This window comes from Neisseria sp. P0014.S009 (genome assembly GCF_051958155.1).
Taxonomy (GTDB): Bacteria; Pseudomonadota; Gammaproteobacteria; order Burkholderiales; family Neisseriaceae; genus Neisseria; species Neisseria flavescens_C.
Genome location: NZ_JBQCVS010000004.1, coordinates 125,725 through 144,402, shown reverse-complemented (window position 1 = coordinate 144,402; position 18,678 = coordinate 125,725). Strand labels below are relative to the sequence as shown.

Genomic DNA, 18,678 nt, shown 5'->3' with positions numbered 1-18,678 from the left:
AATTAGGAGCGGAAATAGACGAAAACCTGTTTTGGAGTTTCAGCTGTCGAAGGAAGGGCTTTTTTGCAAAGGTCTCAGGTCCTTTGGTTAAAGAATAAAACCTGAAAAAGGCCGTCTGAAGAACATTCAGACGGCCTTTTAATTAAACTTTTTATTTTTCCGATTTCAACACACGTTGACGGCGGGTTTCGCTCAATACCATGCCTGCACTGACGGAAACGTTCATACTTTCGACTGTGCCAAACATCGGAATCGATACCAGCATATCGCAATGTTCGCGCGTCAGGCGGCGCATACCTTCGCCTTCGTTGCCCATTACCCAGGCCACGCTGTCGGGCAAATCGCAGTGGTAAAGGTCGAAGTCGCCGCCCATGTCCGTGCCGACAATCCAAATGCCGTATTCTTTTAGCTCACGCAAAGTACGGGCAAGATTGGTTACGGTAATATACGGCACGGTTTCCGCCGCGCCACAGGCAACTTTGCTGACGGTCGCATTCAGGCCGGCGCTTTTGTCTTTGGGCGCAATCACGGCATGTACACCCATCGCATCGGCAGTACGCAGACACGCGCCAAGGTTGTGCGGGTCGGTAATGCCATCCAATACCAGCAAAAACGGTGGTTCGCTCAGGTTTTCCAACACATCTTCCAAGTGAACATGGTTTTTGGAGGCATCGATAAACCCGACCACGCCCTGATGACGCGCCCCTTTGCTGATGGCATTCAGGCGGTCAGCATCGGCAAAATGCACGCGTACGTTTTCAGAGGCCGCTTTATCCAATACATCGCGGGTACGCGCATCAGATTTGCCCTCTTGGATATAGAGTTCGGTAATCGATTTCGGGTTTTGCCACAAACGGGCATTGACGGCGTGAAAGCCATAGATGAGTCGTTGGTTTGCCATGTTTTTGCTTTATCAAAAAATTCAGACGGCCATTATAACAAGTAAGGCCGTCTGAAAATTTTTTATTTCATCAAATAACCGAGTATGCCCGAAGTACCGACCCCGATTAATACCGTTACCAACATTGAAAACCGGCTGGCGGCCAATACCGTCAAAGCAATGGCAATCAGCTCATGTGGTTTGTCCGATACAAAATAAGGCGCAATTACAGAAATCAACACGCAGCCCGGCGCAGCCTCCATCACCACTTGCGCACGACGGCTCAATGTACGGTTGCGCAATGCAAAAAAGCCGATTAATCGGGTTGAATAAGTAACGGTCAACATGCTTAAAAACAGCAAAAACGATTGCAGCGACAACAAATCCTTCATTTTTGCTCTCCCCACACATACGCCGCCAACAAGCCCGACAACGTCCCGGCCGGAACATACCATGCGCCATCCACGGTCAAATAAGTTGCGCACGCCACAATCAGGCTGACAAACCAAGGGCGTGAAGCCGCAAAGCTCTTCCACATACCGCGCAGCAACACTAAAAACACCGCAGGAAACGCCATGCCGAAGCCCCAAGCCGCCACATCGCCGAACATCGGGCCGACTGCCGCGCCAAACGCCGCAAAACCAATCCAAGTTACATACAAAATAAAACACACGCCGGCATAAAACGGCATATTGAATGCAGGCAAACCTGCCGCCTTACGTTTTTGAATTTCAGCAAACGCCATTGCCCAGCTTTCATCACACATAAAAAACAGCGCGGGCATCGCCTTTTTCAGCGGCATATCCCTCATATACGGCGCAATCGCCGCACCCATCAGGATATGGCGCGAATTAATCATAAACGTTACCGTTGCAATCAGCAGAATCGGCAAAGGATTTGCCCACAAATTGACTGCGGCAAATTCCGAACCTCCGGCAAAGTTCATGCCCGTCATCAACAGCATTTCCAGCCAGCTCATGCCTTTCTGCCCACCCTGCATACCCAAAATCAGCGCCCACGGCAACAAGCCGATCAGCATGGGGGAACATTCTTTGATACCGCGCAGAAATTCCGATTGAGGAGAAGCAGTGTGATTCATTTTGATTGAAACGGTTTATTAAAAAGAAGCGACGTATTATAAAGCAGGCCGTCTGAACAAGGGTATAATACGGAAAAATTAGATTTATTTACGGAAACCAATATGACCCACACCGTCCATCTGCAGTTTGAAGAAATTGACAATACCGTGTTGCAACGCCTGTGCGGCGCGCTCGACAGCAATCTCGAAGCCTTAGGCAAAGCCCTTGATATCCAAATCAGCCGCCGCTTCGAACATTTCACATTCATGGGCGAACTGGCACACGCCGGCCGTCGTGCCTTGCTGTCGCTTGCCGAAGCCGCAGAAAAAGGCGACTTGGACGACAACGCTATCAGCCTAGCGGCCGTTGAAGCCAAAACCGCAGATGAAAAACACGAAGAAAAACACCACGACCAACAATACTATTTCCGCACCAAACGCGGCAGCATCGGCGGCCGTACCCCACGCCAAAACGGCTATATCCGCGCCTTGCTCAACCACGATGTCGTGTTCGGCTTAGGCCCAGCCGGTACGGGTAAGACCTATCTTACCGTTGCCGCCGCAGTCGATGCCATGGAAAAACATCAAATCGAACGCATCGTTTTGGTGCGCCCTGCAGTCGAAGCAGGCGAAAAATTAGGCTTCCTGCCGGGTGATTTGGCACAAAAAGTCGATCCCTACCTGCGACCGCTTTACGATGCACTGTATGATTTGATGGGTTTCGACCGTGTAACCAAACTGATGGAAAAAGGTTTGATTGAAATTGCGCCGCTGGCCTATATGCGCGGCCGCACCTTAAATGGCGCGTATGTCATTTTGGACGAAGCGCAAAACACCACGCCCGAACAAATGAAAATGTTCCTGACCCGTATCGGCTTCGGTGCCAAAGCAGTCATTACCGGCGACATCAGCCAAATCGACCTGCCGCGCAACATCAAATCCGGCTTGAAAGATGCACGAGAAAAACTGCGCGATGTAGAAGGCCTGTATTTCCACACCTTCACCAGCGAAGACGTTGTCCGCCATCCTTTGGTGCAGAAAATCGTCGAAGCCTATGAAGCAGCAGAAGAACAAGCTGAAAAGAAAAACGGCGAATAATCTTTTCAAATACTCAAGGCCGTCTGAAAATCAAATTTCAGACGGCCTTACTACATCATTCTCCCCATAATACTGCTATAATCCGAAAATCAAGTAAAACAAAGACTTCAAAAGGAAAAATATGACCCTCAAACCACCCGTCCGAATCGCCGTTACCGGCGCGGCAGGCCAAATCGCCTATGCCACTCTGTTCCGCATTGCCGGCGGCATCATGCTAGGACGCGACCAACCCGTTATCCTGCAGCTGCTCGACCTGCCGCAGGCACAACAGGCATTGCGCGGCGTGATTATGGAAATGCAGGATTGCGCCTTCCCGCTCCTTGCCGACATCTTCGCCACAGACGACCCCGAAGTCGCCTTCAAAGATGCCGACATCGCCCTCTTGATTGGTGCACGTCCGCGTACCCAAGGCATGGAACGCGCCGATTTGCTGCACGCCAATGGCGAAATTTTCAAAGTACAAGGTGCGGCGTTGAACAAAGTTGCCAATCGCAACGTTAAAGTCCTCGTCGTCGGCAATCCGGCCAATACCAACGCCTACATCGCCATGAAATCCGCACCCGACATCCCGCCGGAAAATTTCACCGCCCTGATGCGTCTCGACCACCACCGTGCCGTCAGTCAAATTGCCGAAAAAATCAACCGCCCGATTACTTCCATCGAGCAAATGTGCGTTTGGGGCAACCACAGCCCAACCATGTACGCCGACTACCGCTACGCCACCAGCAACGGCGAGTCCGTCCAAGACATGATTACCGAACCCGACTGGAATACCGAAGTCTTCATGCCGAAAATCGCCGGACGCGGTGCCGCCATTATCGCTGCGCGCGGTTCATCATCTGCAGCCTCTGCCGCCAATGCTGCCATCTACCACCTGCGCGACTGGTTGCTTGGCAGCAGCGGTAAATGGATAACCATGGGCGTTCCATCCGATGGCTCTTACGGCATTCCCGAAGGTTTGATTTTCGGCTTCCCCGTCATTTGTGACGAAGGCAGCTACCGCATCGTCCAAGGCTTGGATTTGTCGGACGAATTCAGCCAAAAACGTATCGCCGCCACACTGGCCGAATTGGAAGAAGAACGTTCAGCCATCCAGGATCTACTCTAAAACAAAGGCCGTCTGAAAACCAAATTTCAGACGGCCTAAATAATTAAATGCCCGTTCTACAATCATTTTTAAAAGCTAGAATGGCACTCTTTGTCCTTGCTTATCTTTAAGATGCCATTGACCTGCCGGTGTGCAACCGCCGCCACTACCGCCGACAGCATAATGATCACAATTCGGGTCAAGCCGTTTCCCTTGAGAATATGAGCCATTTGTCAAACCGTCTCCATCAAAGGAAGGAACTGCATGAGCCGGTGAAAGCTACGCAAAACAGGATTAAAAATTTCTTCAACATTCCCATCACCTTTTTTATAAAAATCATACCCAAAAATTGCAGCCTGGATAAAGTTCCCACGGTATCAGTATAAGCCATACATTGTGCGAGCAAAAAGAACCAACCCTTCCTTACTCACGGTTGTATTGCCAGCGATATATATCCCAAAATTTCCTCTGCCATCACTCAAAGAAAAACTACTGCCAGAAATTTGGAATACACATCTAATGCAATTAAAAACATATAAAATAGTTATCAAACTAATTTTATAAATATGTGACAAATTTTTTGCAACTTTATTTCTTATGGTTTTGCTTTTTTATAAAGCTCGTTCTCATAATATGAAAATTACCCAATACCTTTTCTGCGTTTAAAAAAGGCCGTCTGAAAACCGAATTTCAGACGGCCTTTACTGTGTAAGCCTTATTCCGCTACATCAATGCACAAATATTTCAATTCTAAATACTCGTCCGCACCATATTTGCTACCTTCACGTCCCAAACCGCTGCGTTTCACACCGCCAAACGGTGCTACTTCATTACTGATTAAGCCCGTATTGATACCGACCATGCCGTATTCCAAGGCTTCGCCGACGCGCCACTGACGGGCGGTGTCGGAGGTGAAAAGGTAAGCTGCCAAACCGTATTCCGTATTGTTCGCAGCCTCGATGACTTCGACTTCGGTTTCAAAACGGAACACTGGACACAAAGGCCCGAAGGTTTCCTCGCGAGCTACCGCCATTTGAGCCGTAACGTTGCTTAAAACAGTCGGCTCAAAAAACGTTCCACCCAACGCGCTGCGTTTGCCGCCGGTCAGGCAACTTGCGCCTTTAGCCAATGCATCGGCGATGTGTTGCTCAACTTTTTCTACCGCTTTTTCCTCAATCAGCGGCCCTTGGTTTACGCCATCTTCCAAGCCGTTGCCCAATTTGAGCACAGCCACTTTTTCACTCAATTTGCGGCAAAATTCGTCGTAAATGCCGGATTGAGCGTAAACGCGGTTGGTGCAGACGCAGGTCTGACCGCTGTTACGGAACTTGCTGGCAAGCGCACCTTCGACAGCTTTGTCCAAATCAGCATCATCAAACACGATAAACGGCGCGTTGCCGCCCAGTTCCAAACTGAGTTTTTTAATGTCTGCCGCACTGTCGGCAAAAATTTTTGCACCGACTTCGGTCGAGCCAGTAAAGCTGATTTTGCGTACAGTCGGATTCGTAGCAAATTCATGGCTGATTTCCGAAGCACTGCCGCTGACAACAGGCAACAAATCCTGCGGTACGCCCGCTTCGTAGGCCAGTACAGCCAACGCATACGCACTCAAAGGCGTGAGCGATGCAGGTTTGACTATCATCGCGCAGCCCACCGCCAAAGCAGGTGCAGCCTTGCGCGCAATCATCGCCGACGGGAAGTTCCACGGCGTAATCGCAGCGGTAACGCCGACAGGCTGTTTCAATACAACCAGTTTTTGCGATGCTTTCACACTCGTCAATACATCGCCGTCAATCCGCCGCGCCTCTTCCGCAAACCAGCGCACAAACGAAGCCGCATAATCAATCTCGCCACGCGCCTCAGCCAGACTTTTGCCCTGCTCCATCGTCATGATCCGCGCCAGTTTTTCTTTGTTTTCCTTAATCAAAAAATACCAACGCCACAACACATCGGCACGCTCCAACGCAGTTTTTGCCGCCCATAATTTTTGTGCTGCTTCAGCCTTTTGAATCAAAAGCTTTAGGCCGTCTGAACCAGTCTTACGGACAAACGCCAAAGCCTCACCTGTTGCAGGGTTATCAACTCTAATGGCATCTGGAATCGGAGAAAAGGAAATATCGGGATGATTGAGCAAACGGGCAAAATCTTTCATGAGAAACGACCTTTCTAAAACCGAGGATATACGTTCATTATCATATTCATACCATCAAAGTGCAACTAAATAGAAAAATAAACCAACAGCAAAGGCCATCTGAATATCTTACAGACGGCCTTTGCTTTAGCAACATCATATCCATCTTAATAATGAATGAAATACGATTATTAATACTCTACCTAAAAAGGATAGGACACATGTATTACAACAATTTGCTATAATACAAAACTCATTTCAACCCTCATTCGAAATTCCATTTTCAGACGGCCTTTGTCTGTTTATAAGGCCGTCTGAAATGTTTTCCGTCCACCCTCTTCTGCCGAACCATGATTCCATCTGATTTCATTGACGAGCTTTTGTCCAAAGTCGATATTGTCGATATTATCGACGAACAGGTTCCGCTGAAGAAAGGCGGGGCAAACTATATGGCCTGCTGTCCGTTTCACAAGGAAAAGACGCCGTCGTTTTCAGTCAGCCCGACCAAACAGTTTTACCATTGCTTCAGTTGCGGGGCTCATGGTTCAGCGATTGGTTTTGTGATGGAACATCAGGGGCTGTCGTTTCCGGAGGCGGTGCAGTTTTTGGCTGATCGCGTCGGCATGACGGTACCTAAAGTTCGTGGGCAGGAAGACAACCCCGAAATCCGTGCCGAACGTAAGAAAAAACAACAGACTTTGGAAGAAACGACAGCAGCGGCAGCAGATTTTTATGCGCAACAGTTGAAATTTAATCCTGCTGCGAAGGCCTATTTGGATAAACGCGGCTTGAGTGCGGAAGTCATCGCGCATTATGGTTTGGGCTATGCACCTGACGGTTGGCAACCTTTGGCACAAGTATTCCAACCCTATCCGAATACTGCGTTGGTGGATACGGGCATGGTCATTGATAACGAAGGCAAACATTACGACCGCTTTCGCCATCGTGTTATGTTCCCTATCCGTAATCCGCGTGGGCAGGTTATCGGATTTGGTGGCCGCGTATTGGACGACTCAAAACCCAAATACCTCAACTCTCCCGATACGCCTTTGTTTGACAAAGGTAAAAACCTTTACGGGCTATATGAAGGGCGTGCTGCCGTAAAAGAGGCAGGACGGATTTTGGTGGTCGAAGGCTACATGGACGTGGTCGCATTGGCGCAGTTCGGCGTCGGCTACGGCGTAGCGGCTTTGGGTACGGCAACTACGGCGGAACACATCAAAATTCTGATGCGTCAGGCAGACAGTATTTATTTTTGTTTTGATGGCGACAGTGCGGGACGTAAAGCGGCTTGGCGCGCGCTGGAAAATGCGTTACCGCAATTAAAAGACGATAAATCGCTGCATTTTCTCTTCCTACCCGAAGAACACGATCCGGACAGCTATATCCGTGCCTATGGCAAGGCTCAATTTGAAGATGCCTTGTTAAACCAAAGCAAGCCCCTATCGGAATACTTTTGGGAACATCTTTCAGACGGCCTCAACCTCAATACACAAGAAGGCAAAGCAGAATTGGTCAAAACCAGTTCTCCGCTTTTGGCTCAGATTGCCGCGCCGGCATTAGGCTATCTTCTGAAACAAAAACTCAGCGAGCTGGTAGGTATTGACCCAGACAATCTCGCCCAGTTACTCGGGCAAGAAGCGCCAAAGCGGCACGTCAAACAAAAAAGTTACAAACTGCCGCCTATTTCTGTCAAACAGCCAACCATGCTGACGCTGGTTCAAAGACAGATACGCAGCCTCTTGATAAATCCGGCTTGGGCTTCATATATAGACCTGCCCGATTATCTGGCTTTAAGTGGCGACTTCGCCTGCCTTGCCAATTTGGCCGAAACAATCAAGCATCACGATACGACTCCTGCAACTGCACAAGTGCTTGAATATATGCGCGGCTCACCCTATGAGGAAACCGTCAATCAAATCTTTTTATCGACCCTTCATTCTGAAGAAATGGAAGGGGATAACGAAGAAGATTGCGAAAGTTTCCAAATCGGCATGAAAAAGTTGTTAAATGAATTAAAATACAGTCAAATCGAAACTTTAAAGCAAAAAAGTATTCAAACTGGTTTGACCGAAAATGAAAAAAGACTATTGCTGTCGCTTTTGACGGCAAAGCAAAACTAACCCCTCAGGCCGTCTGAACAATCTAAACACACGCTGCGAAACATGACACGCAGAACACTCCATCCGTAATATTTTCAGACGGCCTCAGAGTATTAAAGTGAAATCTGATTTCACAACAAAAAGCTCTGCTCCGCCTTCAGGTACGGCCACATCACCGTAAACCGTCGGCATCCTATCAACCTAGAGAGCAATCCATGTCTAAAAATCAAAACTACGAAGAATACCAAGACCAAGATGACAACCGTCCCTTGAGTATCGAAGAGCAGCGCGCCCGTCTGCGTCAACTCATTATTATGGGTAAAGAACGCGGCTACATCACTTATTCTGAAATTAACGACGCCCTGCCCGACGATATGTCCGATGCCGAACAAATCGACAACATCGTCAGCATGATTTCCGGCTTGGGTATCCAAGTAACCGAGCAAGCTCCCGATGCTGAAGACATCCTCTTGAGCGACAACGCCGCCGCCATGACCGACGACGATGCCGTTGAAGAAGCCGAAGCAGCACTCTCCAGTGCAGATTCAGAATTCGGCCGCACAACCGACCCTGTGCGTATGTATATGCGTGAAATGGGTCAAGTCGATCTGTTGACGCGTGAAGACGAAATCATTATCGCCAAAAAAATCGAAAATGCACTGAAAAACATGGTGCAGGCAATCTCCGCCTGCCCAGGCTCGATTGCCGAAATTCTGGCTTTGATCGAACAAGTCCGCAACGACGAAATCCGTGTGGATGAAGTCGTTGAAGCCATTATCGACCCTAATGAAGTCTTGTTGAACGAATTGGGCTTAGGTCACTTAGAAAATGCCAAACCAGATGACGAAGAAGGCGAAACCGTTAGCGATGATGAAGATAGCGACGATGAAGATGAAGACGATTCAGGTAGCGACTCTGAAGCCATATCCGCTGCCCATTTGGCCGAACTGAAACAAAAAGTTTTGGAACACTTCGCCTTTATCGAGAGCGAATACGGCAAAATGATCAAGCAGTTGGAAAAACACGGCAGCCAACACGCCAACTACCTGAAACACCGTGATGCCATTGCCAACAAACTGTTAGAAGTCCGTTTTGCCACACGTCAAATCGAAAACCTGAGCAGCAACCTGCGCAGCCGCGTTGAAAACATCCGTAAACTCGAGCGTGAAATCCGCGACATCTGTATCGACCGCGTCCGTATGGATCGCGACTACTTCATCAAAAACTTCCTGCCAGCTATTACCGATTTGGAATGGGTAGAAGAAGAAGTAGCCAAAGGCCGTGTATGGGCAAACGCGTTAGATCGTTTCCGCCACGCCATCCTCGAAAAACAAACCGAGCTGGCAAATATGGAAGCTGAAACCCGCATTTCCATCGAAGAGTTGAAAGAAATCAACAAAAACATGGTGTTGAGCGAAAAAGAAACCTCAGCCGCCAAACAGGAAATGATTCAGGCCAACTTACGTTTGGTTATTTCCATTGCTAAAAAATACACCAACCGCGGCTTGCAGTTCCTGGATTTGATTCAAGAAGGCAATATCGGCCTGATGAAAGCCGTGGACAAATTCGAATACCGCCGCGGCTACAAGTTCTCGACTTACGCCACATGGTGGATCCGTCAAGCGATTACCCGTTCCATCGCCGACCAAGCGCGTACCATCCGTATTCCGGTTCACATGATTGAAACCATCAACAAAATGAACCGTATCTCGCGCCAATACCTGCAAGAAACCGGTGAAGAGCCGGATTCTGCCAAACTGGCCGAGCTGATGGAAATGCCGGAAGATAAAATCCGCAAAATCATGAAAATCGCCAAAGAGCCGATTTCCATGGAAACACCGATTGGCGATGACGACGATTCGCACTTGGGCGACTTCATCGAGGATGCCAACAACGTTGCGCCGGCAGAAGCTGCGATGTACACCAGCCTGCACGAAGTAACCAAAGAAATCCTTGAAAGCCTGACGCCGCGCGAGGCCAAAGTTTTGCGTATGCGTTTCGGTATCGATATGAATACCGACCACACGCTCGAAGAAGTCGGCAAACAATTTGACGTAACCCGCGAACGTATCCGTCAAATCGAAGCCAAAGCCCTGCGCAAGCTGCGCCACCCTACCCGCAGCGACCGTCTCCGCAGCTTCCTCGACAGCGAAGAAAACAAATCATAAAAGCAAACCGCAGGTTAAAAAGCCTGCGGTTTTTTATTGCAATACAAAAAGGCCCAAATCTCAAAAGATTTAATCGCTTCAGACGGCCTTAAATTTATTTGATAATTTATTCGGCCTCAGTGGTTTTCTTTTTCGGACGACGGCGGCGACGTTTAGGTTTGCCATCGGTTGATCCACTTTGTTTCTGACGTTTGTGATCATTGGCCGCAGTCATTTGCTGGCGTGTTTCCTCATCGGCATGTTGGAAAGTTGTCCACCAAGAAGCCATCTCTTTATCAACCTCGCCAACCTCGCTACGCAAAATCAGGAAATCATAAGCGGCTCGGAAACGTGTTTGCGATAGCAGGCGATATGGGCGTGCGCCGCGCATATTGTCAAATTGCGGCTGAAATTGCCAGACTTCACGCATGGTTGCAGAAAATCGTTGCGGTACACCCCAACCCTTCTCTACCGTATCTCGCATGGTGTTCATCGCATCCATCAATGCAGGGACAGGTTTTTGTCCATGGCTCAGATTTCGTTGCCACATAGCATTTAGTGTCGGCCACAATACCGCCGCCAATACGAAACCGACAGAAACGGACTTATCCGCACGGATACGCTCATCGGTATTTTTCAAGGCCAACATAATCATACGTTTATCGGCCGCTTCGGCAGTTTTCAAGGCATCTAAAAGCGGATGGATGCCTTCGGGAATGCCCAACTCGTTTAGCCGTTTCAAACAGGCACGGGAATAACCGGAAAACAAGATTTTCAGAATTTCATCAAAAAGACGGGCCACCGGCTCATTTTTCAGACGGCCTGCATATTCAGCAATTGGCAAAGCAGTTTGCTCTTCCACTTCAAAGCCCAACTTACCCGATAAACGTACAGCGCGAAGAATACGGACAGGATCTTCCTGATAGCGTTCGGCAGGATCGCCTATCATCACCAATTTTTTATCAGCAACATCAGCCACGCCCTGATGAAAGTCCCAAATTTCCTCTTTAATCGGGTCGTAATACAGCGCATTACAGGTAAAGTCGCGACGCATGGCATCTTCTTCAATACTGCCGTAAGTATTGTCCTTCATAATGCGGCCTTGTGCATTTTGCTGAACCTTATCGCCACCGCGGAACGTCGTGACTTCAATGGTTTCAGGGCCGATCATCACATGAACGATTTGGAAGCGGCGGCCGATAATGCGGCTGCGGCGGAATACTTTGCGGATTTGCTCCGGCGTGGCATCGGTTGCGATATCAAAGTCTTTGGGCTCAACCCCGAGTAACAAATCCCGAACGGCCCCGCCTACAACATAAGCCTGAAAACCGGCTTCATGAAGGCGTTTGGCAATTTTCTCTGCGGCAAAGCTCAACATATCCGCGCGGATGCCGTGTTGCTCAAGCGGGATAATTTCCTTTTCGGGCAACGATTTAACGTGTTTTTTAGGCAACACTTTATGCAGCCATTTTTTTAACATAAGCAGCTCTTTTCACAATAAAAAAGGCCGTCTGAAACTTGTCTGGCTTAAGCCTTTGCACAATATTCTGCCGCAGAAGGGGCAAAACATTGAGCAAAGGCTTCAGACGGCCTAAAAAAGACGTGCCATTATACCTTATGGAAGTTCGATTAATTAGCGTATTGGCAAAAAATATCGGCTATAATGACGGTCTGACAACGATTCAGGCAGAACATCATGTACCACTACAAATCCGAAGCTACCCAATTCCTCGACAAACTCATGGAAGACAATCCCGAAATGGAAGCGCAACGCCTCGAAAACCGCCATTTGCTGTGGGATGTTACCCTCAATCCGATAGAGCAGGCCGAATTTGAAGCGGCCAAAGTCAACAAAAAACCCTACACCTACTATCAAGACTAATCCCGTATCGGCATGACGACCAACACGCACAATACCGATCCGGCATTACAACATTACCTTAACAGCATCGGTCAATCCGAACATCCCGTTTTGACCGCATTGCGCGAGCGTACCCAATCACATCGTCTGGGAAAGATGGCTATCGCCCAAGAGCAGGCAGCCATGTTGGTGTGGTTGGCCAAATTGTTGAATGCCAAAAAATATTTGGAAGTTGGCGTCTTTACCGGTTACAGCAGCACCGCCATGGCGCTTTCCCTACCCGAAGACAGCAAAATCACGGCTTGCGACATTAATGTAACCTTTACCGATATTGCCCGCGAAACATGGCAGGCAGCAGGCATAGCGCATAAAATCTCGCTTCATCTGCAACCGGCTTTGCTGACTTTGGACGATTTGATTGTGCAAGGCGAATCGGAAAGCTATGACTTGGCGCTTATCGATGCCGACAAACCGCCTACGCCGAAATATTTTGAACGCTGTTTACAACTGGTACGGAGTGGCGGCGTAATTGCCATCGACAATATCTTATTGGGCGGGCGCGTCATGAATGAAGCTGGCGAAAATGATCCACCCAGCTTGGATATCCTGCGCCATTTCAACCAAAATCTGCCGCACGATACACGCATTATTCCCATTACCCTGCCTATCGGCGACGGTTTGACACTGCTGCTAAAAAAATAAAACGACACAATCCGATGAAAACATTATCACATTCCCTGTTTCTTTTGCCGCTTACTCTATTGGCCGCATCATGCGCCGTTTCCCATCCTCCCCAACCTGCCGACAATCCCAACTTTGTCCTGCCGGATATTCCGCGCGAGCCTTTGCATGAAAAAAGTATCCCCTATCCACGCTTAGATGCACAAACCCAGATTGACCACTTAGGTATACAAATTGCCCGACTGGAACGCACGGTTGAAGAATTAAATCAACGCTTGCACACATTGGAACAACAACGAACCATCAAGCGTCCGACTACTTCGGCTTCCAACCCCAAAGCCCAGCGATTGGACGACCGCAAGCTGAAAATGAACTATTTGGCCAATGGCGGCAGCGTGCCGTCTGAAACAGACTCAGCTTCGCAAAACGAATTTCGCCTTTATAATCAGGCGCAAAAATACTACCAGCGTAACAACTTCTCTGCTGCAGTAGCCATTCTGAAAGAGGCAGACGGCGGCAACGGCAGCGAAATTGCCCGCCGCAATATGTACCTGCTTCTGCAAAGCCAACAACGTCTGGGGAACTGCGAATCCGTCATCGAAATCGGCAACCGCTACGCCAACCGATTCCGCAACAGCCCGCAAGCTCCTGATGCCATGTACAGTATCGGTCAGTGCCAATACAAACTGCAACAAAAAGACATCGCCCGCAGCACATGGCGCAAACTGATACAAAGCTTCCCCAACAGCGAAGCGGCAAAACGCGCTTCTATCAGTCTCAAACAAAGATAAACGTTCAGACGGCCTTGTCATCCCCAAGGCCGTCTGAATATTTTTTACCCTTAATCCATTCAAGCAAAAGGAACTTCCTCATGATCCAAGTCGGCATTATTATGGGCAGCAACAGCGATTGGCCGGTGATGCAGCAGGCAGCACAATTTCTCAAAGAATTCGGCGTTGAATACGAAGCGCGTGTCGTCTCTGCACACCGTACGCCTGATTTGATGTTTGAATACGCCGAAACCGCACGAGAACGCGGCATCAAAGCCATCATTGCCGGCGCAGGCGGCGCAGCGCATTTGCCAGGCATGGTTGCAGCCAAAACCACGGTTCCCGTCTTGGGCGTTCCCGTTCCCAGCAAATATCTGCGCGGCGAAGACTCCCTGCTTTCGATTGTGCAAATGCCCAAAGGCGTTCCTGTTGCCACATTTGCCATTGGCGAAGCCGGTGCGGCCAATGCAGCGCTGTTTGCCATTTCACTTTTGGCCAACGAAAATCCTGAGTTGGCTGAAAAATTGGCTGCTTTCCGTGCCAAACAAGAACAAACCGTTCTAGCCATGGAATTGCCTGAAGCATAACTGACAAAGGCCGTCTGAACATTGTAAATGGAAACTTTGATTTTGTTTTACGATTGTTCAGACGGCCTTTTTTCTTTTATCAAATTGAATTAATGCCATGAAAATCCTAGCATTCGTCCTACTCTCCACCCTGCTTTATGCCTGCCAAAGCCCAAGCACTGCCGTTCAATCAACTGCCATTCCATCTCAACAGCAAGCCCAAGATACAACCGGAAACCTGATTATCTTCTATGATGCCCAAACCGGTTCCGTGCCATTGCTAAAAGCAGTGAAAACCTCCGGTGCAACTTTGGTTTATGAATATAAAAACCTGCACGGCATTGCCATTCGTCCATCAGCCAAAACCAATATTCAAGATGCCATTGCCTATTTCAAAAAAATAAATGGCGTATTGTCGGTCGAACAAGACCGACTGCTTAAACTTCAATAAACAGATTCGTTCTTTAACCAAATAAAAAAAGCCGTCTGAAACGCATCACTACGATTTCAGACGGCCTTTACTTTTTCAATAAATCAAATCATGCCACTGCCTTGCGCTTTAGGCTTGGCTTGACCAAATTCTAACTTGCTCAGTGCAGACAGATAGGCCTTAGCAGTCGCCACCAACACGTCGGTATCTGCGCCTTGACCGTTGACCACACGATCTCCACGTTGCAGGCGGACAGAAGTTTCGCCTTGGCTTTCGGTACCTTGCGTCACCGCGTTGACAGAGTAAATCTGCAAAGTCGCGCCACTTTGAGCCACGCTTTCAATGGCTTTGAAGATCGCGTCAACAGGGCCGGAACCGGTAGCGGTAGCGTGTTTTTCTTCGCCGCGAATACTGAACACAATATTGGCACGAGGCTCTTCGCCGGTTTCGGTGCTGATTTTTTGGGAAATGAATTTATAGCTTTCGGTATTCATATTGCCCATTTCGTCAGACACCAAAGCGTGCAAGTCTTCATCAAAGATTTCGCGCTTCTTATCCGCCAGCTCTTTGAATCGTGCGAATGCCGCATTCAATGCCTCTTCGCTTTCCAACTCAATACCCAAATCAGCCAACTTGGTTTTGAAAGCATTACGGCCAGAGAGTTTACCCAAAGTCAGACGGTTGGTTGACCAGCCGACTGATTCGGCAGTCATGATTTCATAGGTTTCAGGGTGTTTCAACACGCCGTCTTGGTGGATGCCTGATTCGTGTGCAAAGGCGTTTGCACCGACTACCGCTTTGTTTGGCTGAATCGGATAGCCGGTAATAGTAGATACCAGTTTCGATACCGGCACGATTTGCGTGGTATCGATGCCTGTTTCCAAGCCGAAAAGGTCATGACGCACTTTCAAGGCCATCACGATTTCTTCAAGGCTAGCATTGCCCGCGCGTTCGCCCAAACCGTTGATGGTACATTCCACCTGGCGCACGCCTGCCTGAACAGCGGCCAGCGAGTTGGCAACCGCCATACCCAAGTCGTTGTGGCAGTGGGTCGACCAGACTACTTTGTCGCCGTTGGGCACGCTTTTGATGATGTTGCTGATACGCTCGTACCACACGGAAGGGATGGAGTAGCCGACAGTATCGGGAATATTGATGGTGGTCGCCCCCGCTTCGATAACCGCCGTAAAGATTTTGGCGAGGAAGTCCAAATCAGAACGTACTGCGTCTTCAGCAGAAAATTCCACATCGTCAGTATATTCTTTGGCAATTTTCACCGCTTTGACCGCCGCATCGATGACCTGCTGCGGCTTCATTTTCAGTTTGTGCTCCATGTGGATCGGGCTGGTGGCGATAAAAGTGTGAATACGTTTTTTCGGAGCAGGGGAAACAGCTTCGCCTGCTTTGCGCACATCGTTTTCAACAGCACGAGCTAATGAGCAAACTGTAGATTTGGTGATGATTTTGGCAATCGCATTAACTGACTCGAAATCGCCCGGACTAGCTGCTGCAAAACCTGCCTCAATCACATCGACACCCATCTTTTCCAACTGGCGGGCAATACGGATTTTCTCCTCTTTGGTCATGGACGCACCGGGCGACTGCTCGCCGTCGCGCATGGTAGTGTCGAAAATAATTACACGATTGGTTTGTGTCATTTCTGTTCTCTCCAGAGATTCGTTTTTTTGTAAAAAAGCATTCAAATCAAGCGGTCTGCCTTGCGCTTCCGCCAAAGCGGTCAGTTTTTGCAACTGAGCCAAAGGCAGGGAACCGCGTGTACGCCATTTGTAGATAGCCGCTGTGGTCGCAGCATTTTCCGGGTCGTGCTGTTTCAGGGCTTCGGCCAGCGCGTTTACACCGCCAAAATAGGCAACCAAACGGTCAATGTCTAATTGCATGATGTTCCTTGTCCAAATCTGATTAAGATTATTGTGTTCTGGTTTTGCATTATACTCATTTTAGACAAAACGACAATCTATTTTTATCAAAATATCAGATTAAATTTTAAAATTTAAGAATTTTTTATACATTTTGTCTAATTCAGACTATTAAAAGCCCATCTCAAACCGAACCCATCCTAAATATAGTAAACTAATCCCCTATTTCCTCGATTTGAAGCGCATTATGCCCCATACCATCCCTACCAACCGCTCCGACATCGAATGGCGCAACGAAAGTACACAAAAGCCGCCCAAGCAGGCGGTTTACATTCAAGAAGCAGGTGCAGCAGAAATTTTAAAAAATGCCCACGCACAAACTGCAACTGTTTGGACTGGCGATTTTCACAATGCCAAGCAAGTCTTATCTGCAATGAAAAAACGTATCCGCAGGCCGTCTGAAAAAAAGAAAGGCGCACCTGCCGATATTCAGACGGCCTTCCACGCCCACCGTATGAAACAAGCTCAGCAAAGTCGTTTGCTCAATATGCTTGCCGTTGAAATCCAACCGAATTTTCAACTGGACAATGCACGCGCACCCGACATCTACTCCGCCCTTCGCGATGTTTACGACACACCAAACGACAAACCGTTTCTTTTGCCGCTGAATCAATTATTGGGTTTTATCGGCGCACACGAATGGCACAAAAAAGGCATAGACATTCCTCAGCTTGATGGAAAAATCCATGTTCCTTTCGGCGTATTCTCTCCACTGCGTGGCGAATATTTGGATTTAATCGCCCAAGCACCACTCGCTCCCCATATTCAGACGGCCTTTGACATCGGCACCGGCTCAGGCGTTATTGCCGCCATTTTGGCCAAGCGAGGCGTACCCGACATCATTGCTACAGACACCAACCCAAAAGCAATAGGCTGCGCCACAGCAAACCTCGAACGCCTAGGCTTAGATAAAGCTGTCAGCATTCAATCGATTGATTTATTTCCCGAAAGCTGCGCCGACCTTATCGTCTGCAATCCGCCTTGGCTGCCGGCAAAACCGACCTCCGCCATTGAGACCGCCCTTTACGACCCCAATCATGCCATGCTGACTGCATTCCTCAACGGCGTACGCAAGCACTTAAATCCAAACGGCGAAGCCTGGCTGATTATTTCCGACTTGGCAGAACACTTGCATTTGCGAGATAAAGACTTTCTAAACCAATGCTTTCAGACGGCCTCGCTCAATGTAGTCGATATTTTGAAAACCAAACCGCAACACAAAAAAGCAATAGATGAATCTGATCCTTTGGCGTTTGCCAGAAACAAGGAAACTACTTATCTATACCGTTTGAAAGCAATATAAAATCAAGGCCGTCTGAACATTCAGACAGCCTTTAAGCATTTCCATAAAAGAAAACGGCATATCCGTAAAGATATGCCGTCGATGGGAGCAGGGACTGCTATATTTGGCAGTGGTTTGTGTTTTAGTCCTCTTGCGCCGCTGTTTGCAGGTAGTTTGGCAAACCGACTTTGCCAATCAATTCCTGCTGAGTTTCAAGCCAGTCGATATGTTCTTCGTTGATGTCTTTTTGTTTTTCCAACAAATCACGGCTGACGTAGTCTTGTTGCTCTTCTGCAAGAGTGATGGCTGCAACCAGAGTATCATGTTTTTCATACTCTTTTTTCAGATCGCAAGCAATGATTTCTTCGGTAGATTCACCGATCAACAGTTTACCCAATTCTTGCAGATTAGGCAGGCCTTCCAAGAACAAAATACGCTCGATTAAATCGTCTGCGGATTTCATTTCGCGGATGGATTGTTTGAAGAAGTGTTCGCCCAATTCTTCAAAGCCCCAGTTTTTCAAAATGCGGGCATGCAGGAAGTATTGGTTGATGGTAATTAGCAACAAGCCTAAGTTTTTGTTCAGCTCGCGAATAACTGAGATATTACCTTTCATATTCAGCTCCTT

18 protein-coding genes are annotated in these 18,678 nt (G+C 48.4%); 10 read left to right on the top strand and 8 right to left on the bottom strand.

Going from position 1 to position 18,678, the window contains the following annotated elements; genetic code table 11:
* Positions 1-151: 151 nt before the first annotated feature.
* The 3 genes from rlmB to ACTHS4_RS05170 form a co-directional block, all read right to left on the bottom strand.
* Positions 152-901 (bottom strand): 23S rRNA (guanosine(2251)-2'-O)-methyltransferase RlmB, encoded by a 750-nt coding sequence (gene rlmB / locus ACTHS4_RS05180; RefSeq protein WP_440365574.1) that lies wholly within the window; start codon positions 899-901, stop codon positions 152-154.
* A 62-nt stretch (positions 902-963) separates the two neighbouring features.
* Positions 964-1,272: an AzlD family protein gene (locus ACTHS4_RS05175; protein WP_440365573.1), complete on the bottom strand. Its 309-nt coding sequence runs from the start codon at positions 1,270-1,272 to the stop codon at positions 964-966.
* Positions 1,269-1,979: an AzlC family ABC transporter permease gene (locus ACTHS4_RS05170; RefSeq protein WP_070827035.1), complete on the bottom strand. Its 711-nt coding sequence runs from the start codon at positions 1,977-1,979 to the stop codon at positions 1,269-1,271. Before ACTHS4_RS05170 ends, ACTHS4_RS05175 begins: the two co-directional genes overlap by 4 nt.
* A 102-nt stretch (positions 1,980-2,081) precedes the next feature.
* Between ACTHS4_RS05170 and ACTHS4_RS05165 the strand changes: the two genes are divergently transcribed.
* Positions 2,082-3,056, top strand: a complete 975-nt coding sequence (locus tag ACTHS4_RS05165; RefSeq protein ID WP_440365572.1) for a PhoH family protein — start codon at positions 2,082-2,084, stop codon at positions 3,054-3,056.
* Positions 3,057-3,177: 121 nt separating this feature from the next.
* Positions 3,178-4,164, top strand: coding sequence for a malate dehydrogenase (locus ACTHS4_RS05160; RefSeq protein ID WP_003680720.1), 987 nt, complete (start codon positions 3,178-3,180; stop codon positions 4,162-4,164).
* Between the two features lie 68 nt (positions 4,165-4,232).
* On the opposite strand, the gene ACTHS4_RS05155 is transcribed toward ACTHS4_RS05160, so the two are convergent.
* Together ACTHS4_RS05155 and ACTHS4_RS05150 are read right to left on the bottom strand one after the other, a co-directional pair.
* A complete protein-coding gene (locus ACTHS4_RS05155; protein ID WP_440365571.1) occupies positions 4,233-4,373 on the bottom strand; it encodes a hypothetical protein in 141 nt (46 codons plus the stop codon).
* A 485-nt stretch (positions 4,374-4,858) separates the two neighbouring features.
* The gene (locus ACTHS4_RS05150) at positions 4,859-6,295 is read right to left on the bottom strand and encodes an NAD-dependent succinate-semialdehyde dehydrogenase (RefSeq protein ID WP_371460246.1); all 1,437 of its coding nucleotides are present in this window, start codon (positions 6,293-6,295) and stop codon (positions 4,859-4,861) included.
* Between the two features lie 329 nt (positions 6,296-6,624).
* On the opposite strand from ACTHS4_RS05150, the gene dnaG reads away from it, so the two are divergent.
* Together dnaG and rpoD are read left to right on the top strand one after the other, a co-directional pair.
* Positions 6,625-8,397 (top strand): DNA primase, encoded by a 1,773-nt coding sequence (gene dnaG, locus ACTHS4_RS05145; RefSeq protein WP_070827033.1) that lies wholly within the window; start codon positions 6,625-6,627, stop codon positions 8,395-8,397.
* 194 nt (positions 8,398-8,591) lie between these two features.
* Positions 8,592-10,544, top strand: coding sequence for an RNA polymerase sigma factor RpoD (gene rpoD, locus ACTHS4_RS05140; RefSeq protein WP_440365570.1), 1,953 nt, complete (start codon positions 8,592-8,594; stop codon positions 10,542-10,544).
* A gap of 106 nt (positions 10,545-10,650) precedes the next feature.
* On the opposite strand, the gene ACTHS4_RS05135 is transcribed toward rpoD, so the two are convergent.
* Positions 10,651-12,003 carry a polynucleotide adenylyltransferase PcnB gene (locus ACTHS4_RS05135; RefSeq protein WP_440365569.1) on the bottom strand — a complete coding sequence of 451 codons (1,353 nt, stop codon included), beginning with the start codon at positions 12,001-12,003 and terminating at the stop codon, positions 10,651-10,653.
* 216 nt (positions 12,004-12,219) lie between these two features.
* On the opposite strand from ACTHS4_RS05135, the gene ACTHS4_RS05130 reads away from it, so the two are divergent.
* The 5 genes from ACTHS4_RS05130 (at position 12,220) to ACTHS4_RS05110 (ending at position 14,852) form a co-directional block, all read left to right on the top strand.
* On the top strand, positions 12,220-12,405 hold the full coding sequence (locus ACTHS4_RS05130) for a DUF3460 family protein (protein WP_070644850.1): 186 nt from the start codon (positions 12,220-12,222) through the stop codon (positions 12,403-12,405).
* A 12-nt stretch (positions 12,406-12,417) separates the two neighbouring features.
* A complete protein-coding gene (locus ACTHS4_RS05125) occupies positions 12,418-13,086 on the top strand; it encodes a class I SAM-dependent methyltransferase (protein ID WP_440365568.1) in 669 nt (222 codons plus the stop codon).
* Positions 13,087-13,100: 14 nt separating this feature from the next.
* Complete coding sequence (locus tag ACTHS4_RS05120; protein WP_440365567.1) at positions 13,101-13,856, top strand: tetratricopeptide repeat protein; 756 nt, start codon at positions 13,101-13,103, stop codon at positions 13,854-13,856.
* 80 nt (positions 13,857-13,936) lie between these two features.
* Positions 13,937-14,422, top strand: coding sequence for a 5-(carboxyamino)imidazole ribonucleotide mutase (purE, locus tag ACTHS4_RS05115; protein WP_003686478.1), 486 nt, complete (start codon positions 13,937-13,939; stop codon positions 14,420-14,422).
* A gap of 97 nt (positions 14,423-14,519) precedes the next feature.
* Positions 14,520-14,852, top strand: a complete 333-nt coding sequence (locus ACTHS4_RS05110; RefSeq protein WP_440365566.1) for a hypothetical protein — start codon at positions 14,520-14,522, stop codon at positions 14,850-14,852.
* An 83-nt stretch (positions 14,853-14,935) separates the two neighbouring features.
* Here ACTHS4_RS05110 and ACTHS4_RS05105 read toward each other — a convergent pair whose 3' ends face one another.
* Positions 14,936-16,729 carry a 2-isopropylmalate synthase gene (locus ACTHS4_RS05105; RefSeq protein ID WP_440365565.1) on the bottom strand — a complete coding sequence of 598 codons (1,794 nt, stop codon included), beginning with the start codon at positions 16,727-16,729 and terminating at the stop codon, positions 14,936-14,938.
* Positions 16,730-16,955: 226 nt separating this feature from the next.
* Between ACTHS4_RS05105 and ACTHS4_RS05100 the strand changes: the two genes are divergently transcribed.
* On the top strand, positions 16,956-18,071 hold the full coding sequence (locus ACTHS4_RS05100; protein WP_070827026.1) for a methyltransferase: 1,116 nt from the start codon (positions 16,956-16,958) through the stop codon (positions 18,069-18,071).
* 121 nt (positions 18,072-18,192) lie between these two features.
* Here ACTHS4_RS05100 and bfr read toward each other — a convergent pair whose 3' ends face one another.
* Entirely contained in the window at positions 18,193-18,666 is a 474-nt protein-coding gene (gene bfr / locus ACTHS4_RS05095) for a bacterioferritin (RefSeq protein WP_440365564.1), read from the bottom strand.
* Between the last annotated feature and the right edge of the window lie 12 nt (positions 18,667-18,678).

Excerpts from the sequence above, each read along its gene's own strand:
- rlmB (WP_440365574.1), bottom strand. The coding sequence starts at position 901 with ATGGCAAACCAACGACTCATCTATGGCTTTCACGCCGTCAATGCCCGT.
- ACTHS4_RS05175 (WP_440365573.1), bottom strand. The coding sequence starts at position 1,272 with ATGAAGGATTTGTTGTCGCTGCAATCGTTTTTGCTGTTTTTAAGCATG.
- ACTHS4_RS05170 (WP_070827035.1), bottom strand. The coding sequence starts at position 1,979 with ATGAATCACACTGCTTCTCCTCAATCGGAATTTCTGCGCGGTATCAAA.
- ACTHS4_RS05165 (WP_440365572.1), top strand. The coding sequence starts at position 2,082 with ATGACCCACACCGTCCATCTGCAGTTTGAAGAAATTGACAATACCGTG.
- ACTHS4_RS05160 (WP_003680720.1), top strand. The coding sequence starts at position 3,178 with ATGACCCTCAAACCACCCGTCCGAATCGCCGTTACCGGCGCGGCAGGC.
- ACTHS4_RS05155 (WP_440365571.1), bottom strand. The coding sequence starts at position 4,373 with ATGGCTCATATTCTCAAGGGAAACGGCTTGACCCGAATTGTGATCATT.
- ACTHS4_RS05150 (WP_371460246.1), bottom strand. The coding sequence starts at position 6,295 with ATGAAAGATTTTGCCCGTTTGCTCAATCATCCCGATATTTCCTTTTCT.
- dnaG (WP_070827033.1), top strand. The coding sequence starts at position 6,625 with ATGATTCCATCTGATTTCATTGACGAGCTTTTGTCCAAAGTCGATATT.
- rpoD (WP_440365570.1), top strand. The coding sequence starts at position 8,592 with ATGTCTAAAAATCAAAACTACGAAGAATACCAAGACCAAGATGACAAC.
- ACTHS4_RS05135 (WP_440365569.1), bottom strand. The coding sequence starts at position 12,003 with ATGTTAAAAAAATGGCTGCATAAAGTGTTGCCTAAAAAACACGTTAAA.
- ACTHS4_RS05130 (WP_070644850.1), top strand. The coding sequence starts at position 12,220 with ATGTACCACTACAAATCCGAAGCTACCCAATTCCTCGACAAACTCATG.
- ACTHS4_RS05125 (WP_440365568.1), top strand. The coding sequence starts at position 12,418 with ATGACGACCAACACGCACAATACCGATCCGGCATTACAACATTACCTT.
- ACTHS4_RS05120 (WP_440365567.1), top strand. The coding sequence starts at position 13,101 with ATGAAAACATTATCACATTCCCTGTTTCTTTTGCCGCTTACTCTATTG.
- purE (WP_003686478.1), top strand. The coding sequence starts at position 13,937 with ATGATCCAAGTCGGCATTATTATGGGCAGCAACAGCGATTGGCCGGTG.
- ACTHS4_RS05110 (WP_440365566.1), top strand. The coding sequence starts at position 14,520 with ATGAAAATCCTAGCATTCGTCCTACTCTCCACCCTGCTTTATGCCTGC.
- ACTHS4_RS05105 (WP_440365565.1), bottom strand. The coding sequence starts at position 16,729 with ATGCAATTAGACATTGACCGTTTGGTTGCCTATTTTGGCGGTGTAAAC.
- ACTHS4_RS05100 (WP_070827026.1), top strand. The coding sequence starts at position 16,956 with ATGCCCCATACCATCCCTACCAACCGCTCCGACATCGAATGGCGCAAC.
- bfr (WP_440365564.1), bottom strand. The coding sequence starts at position 18,666 with ATGAAAGGTAATATCTCAGTTATTCGCGAGCTGAACAAAAACTTAGGC.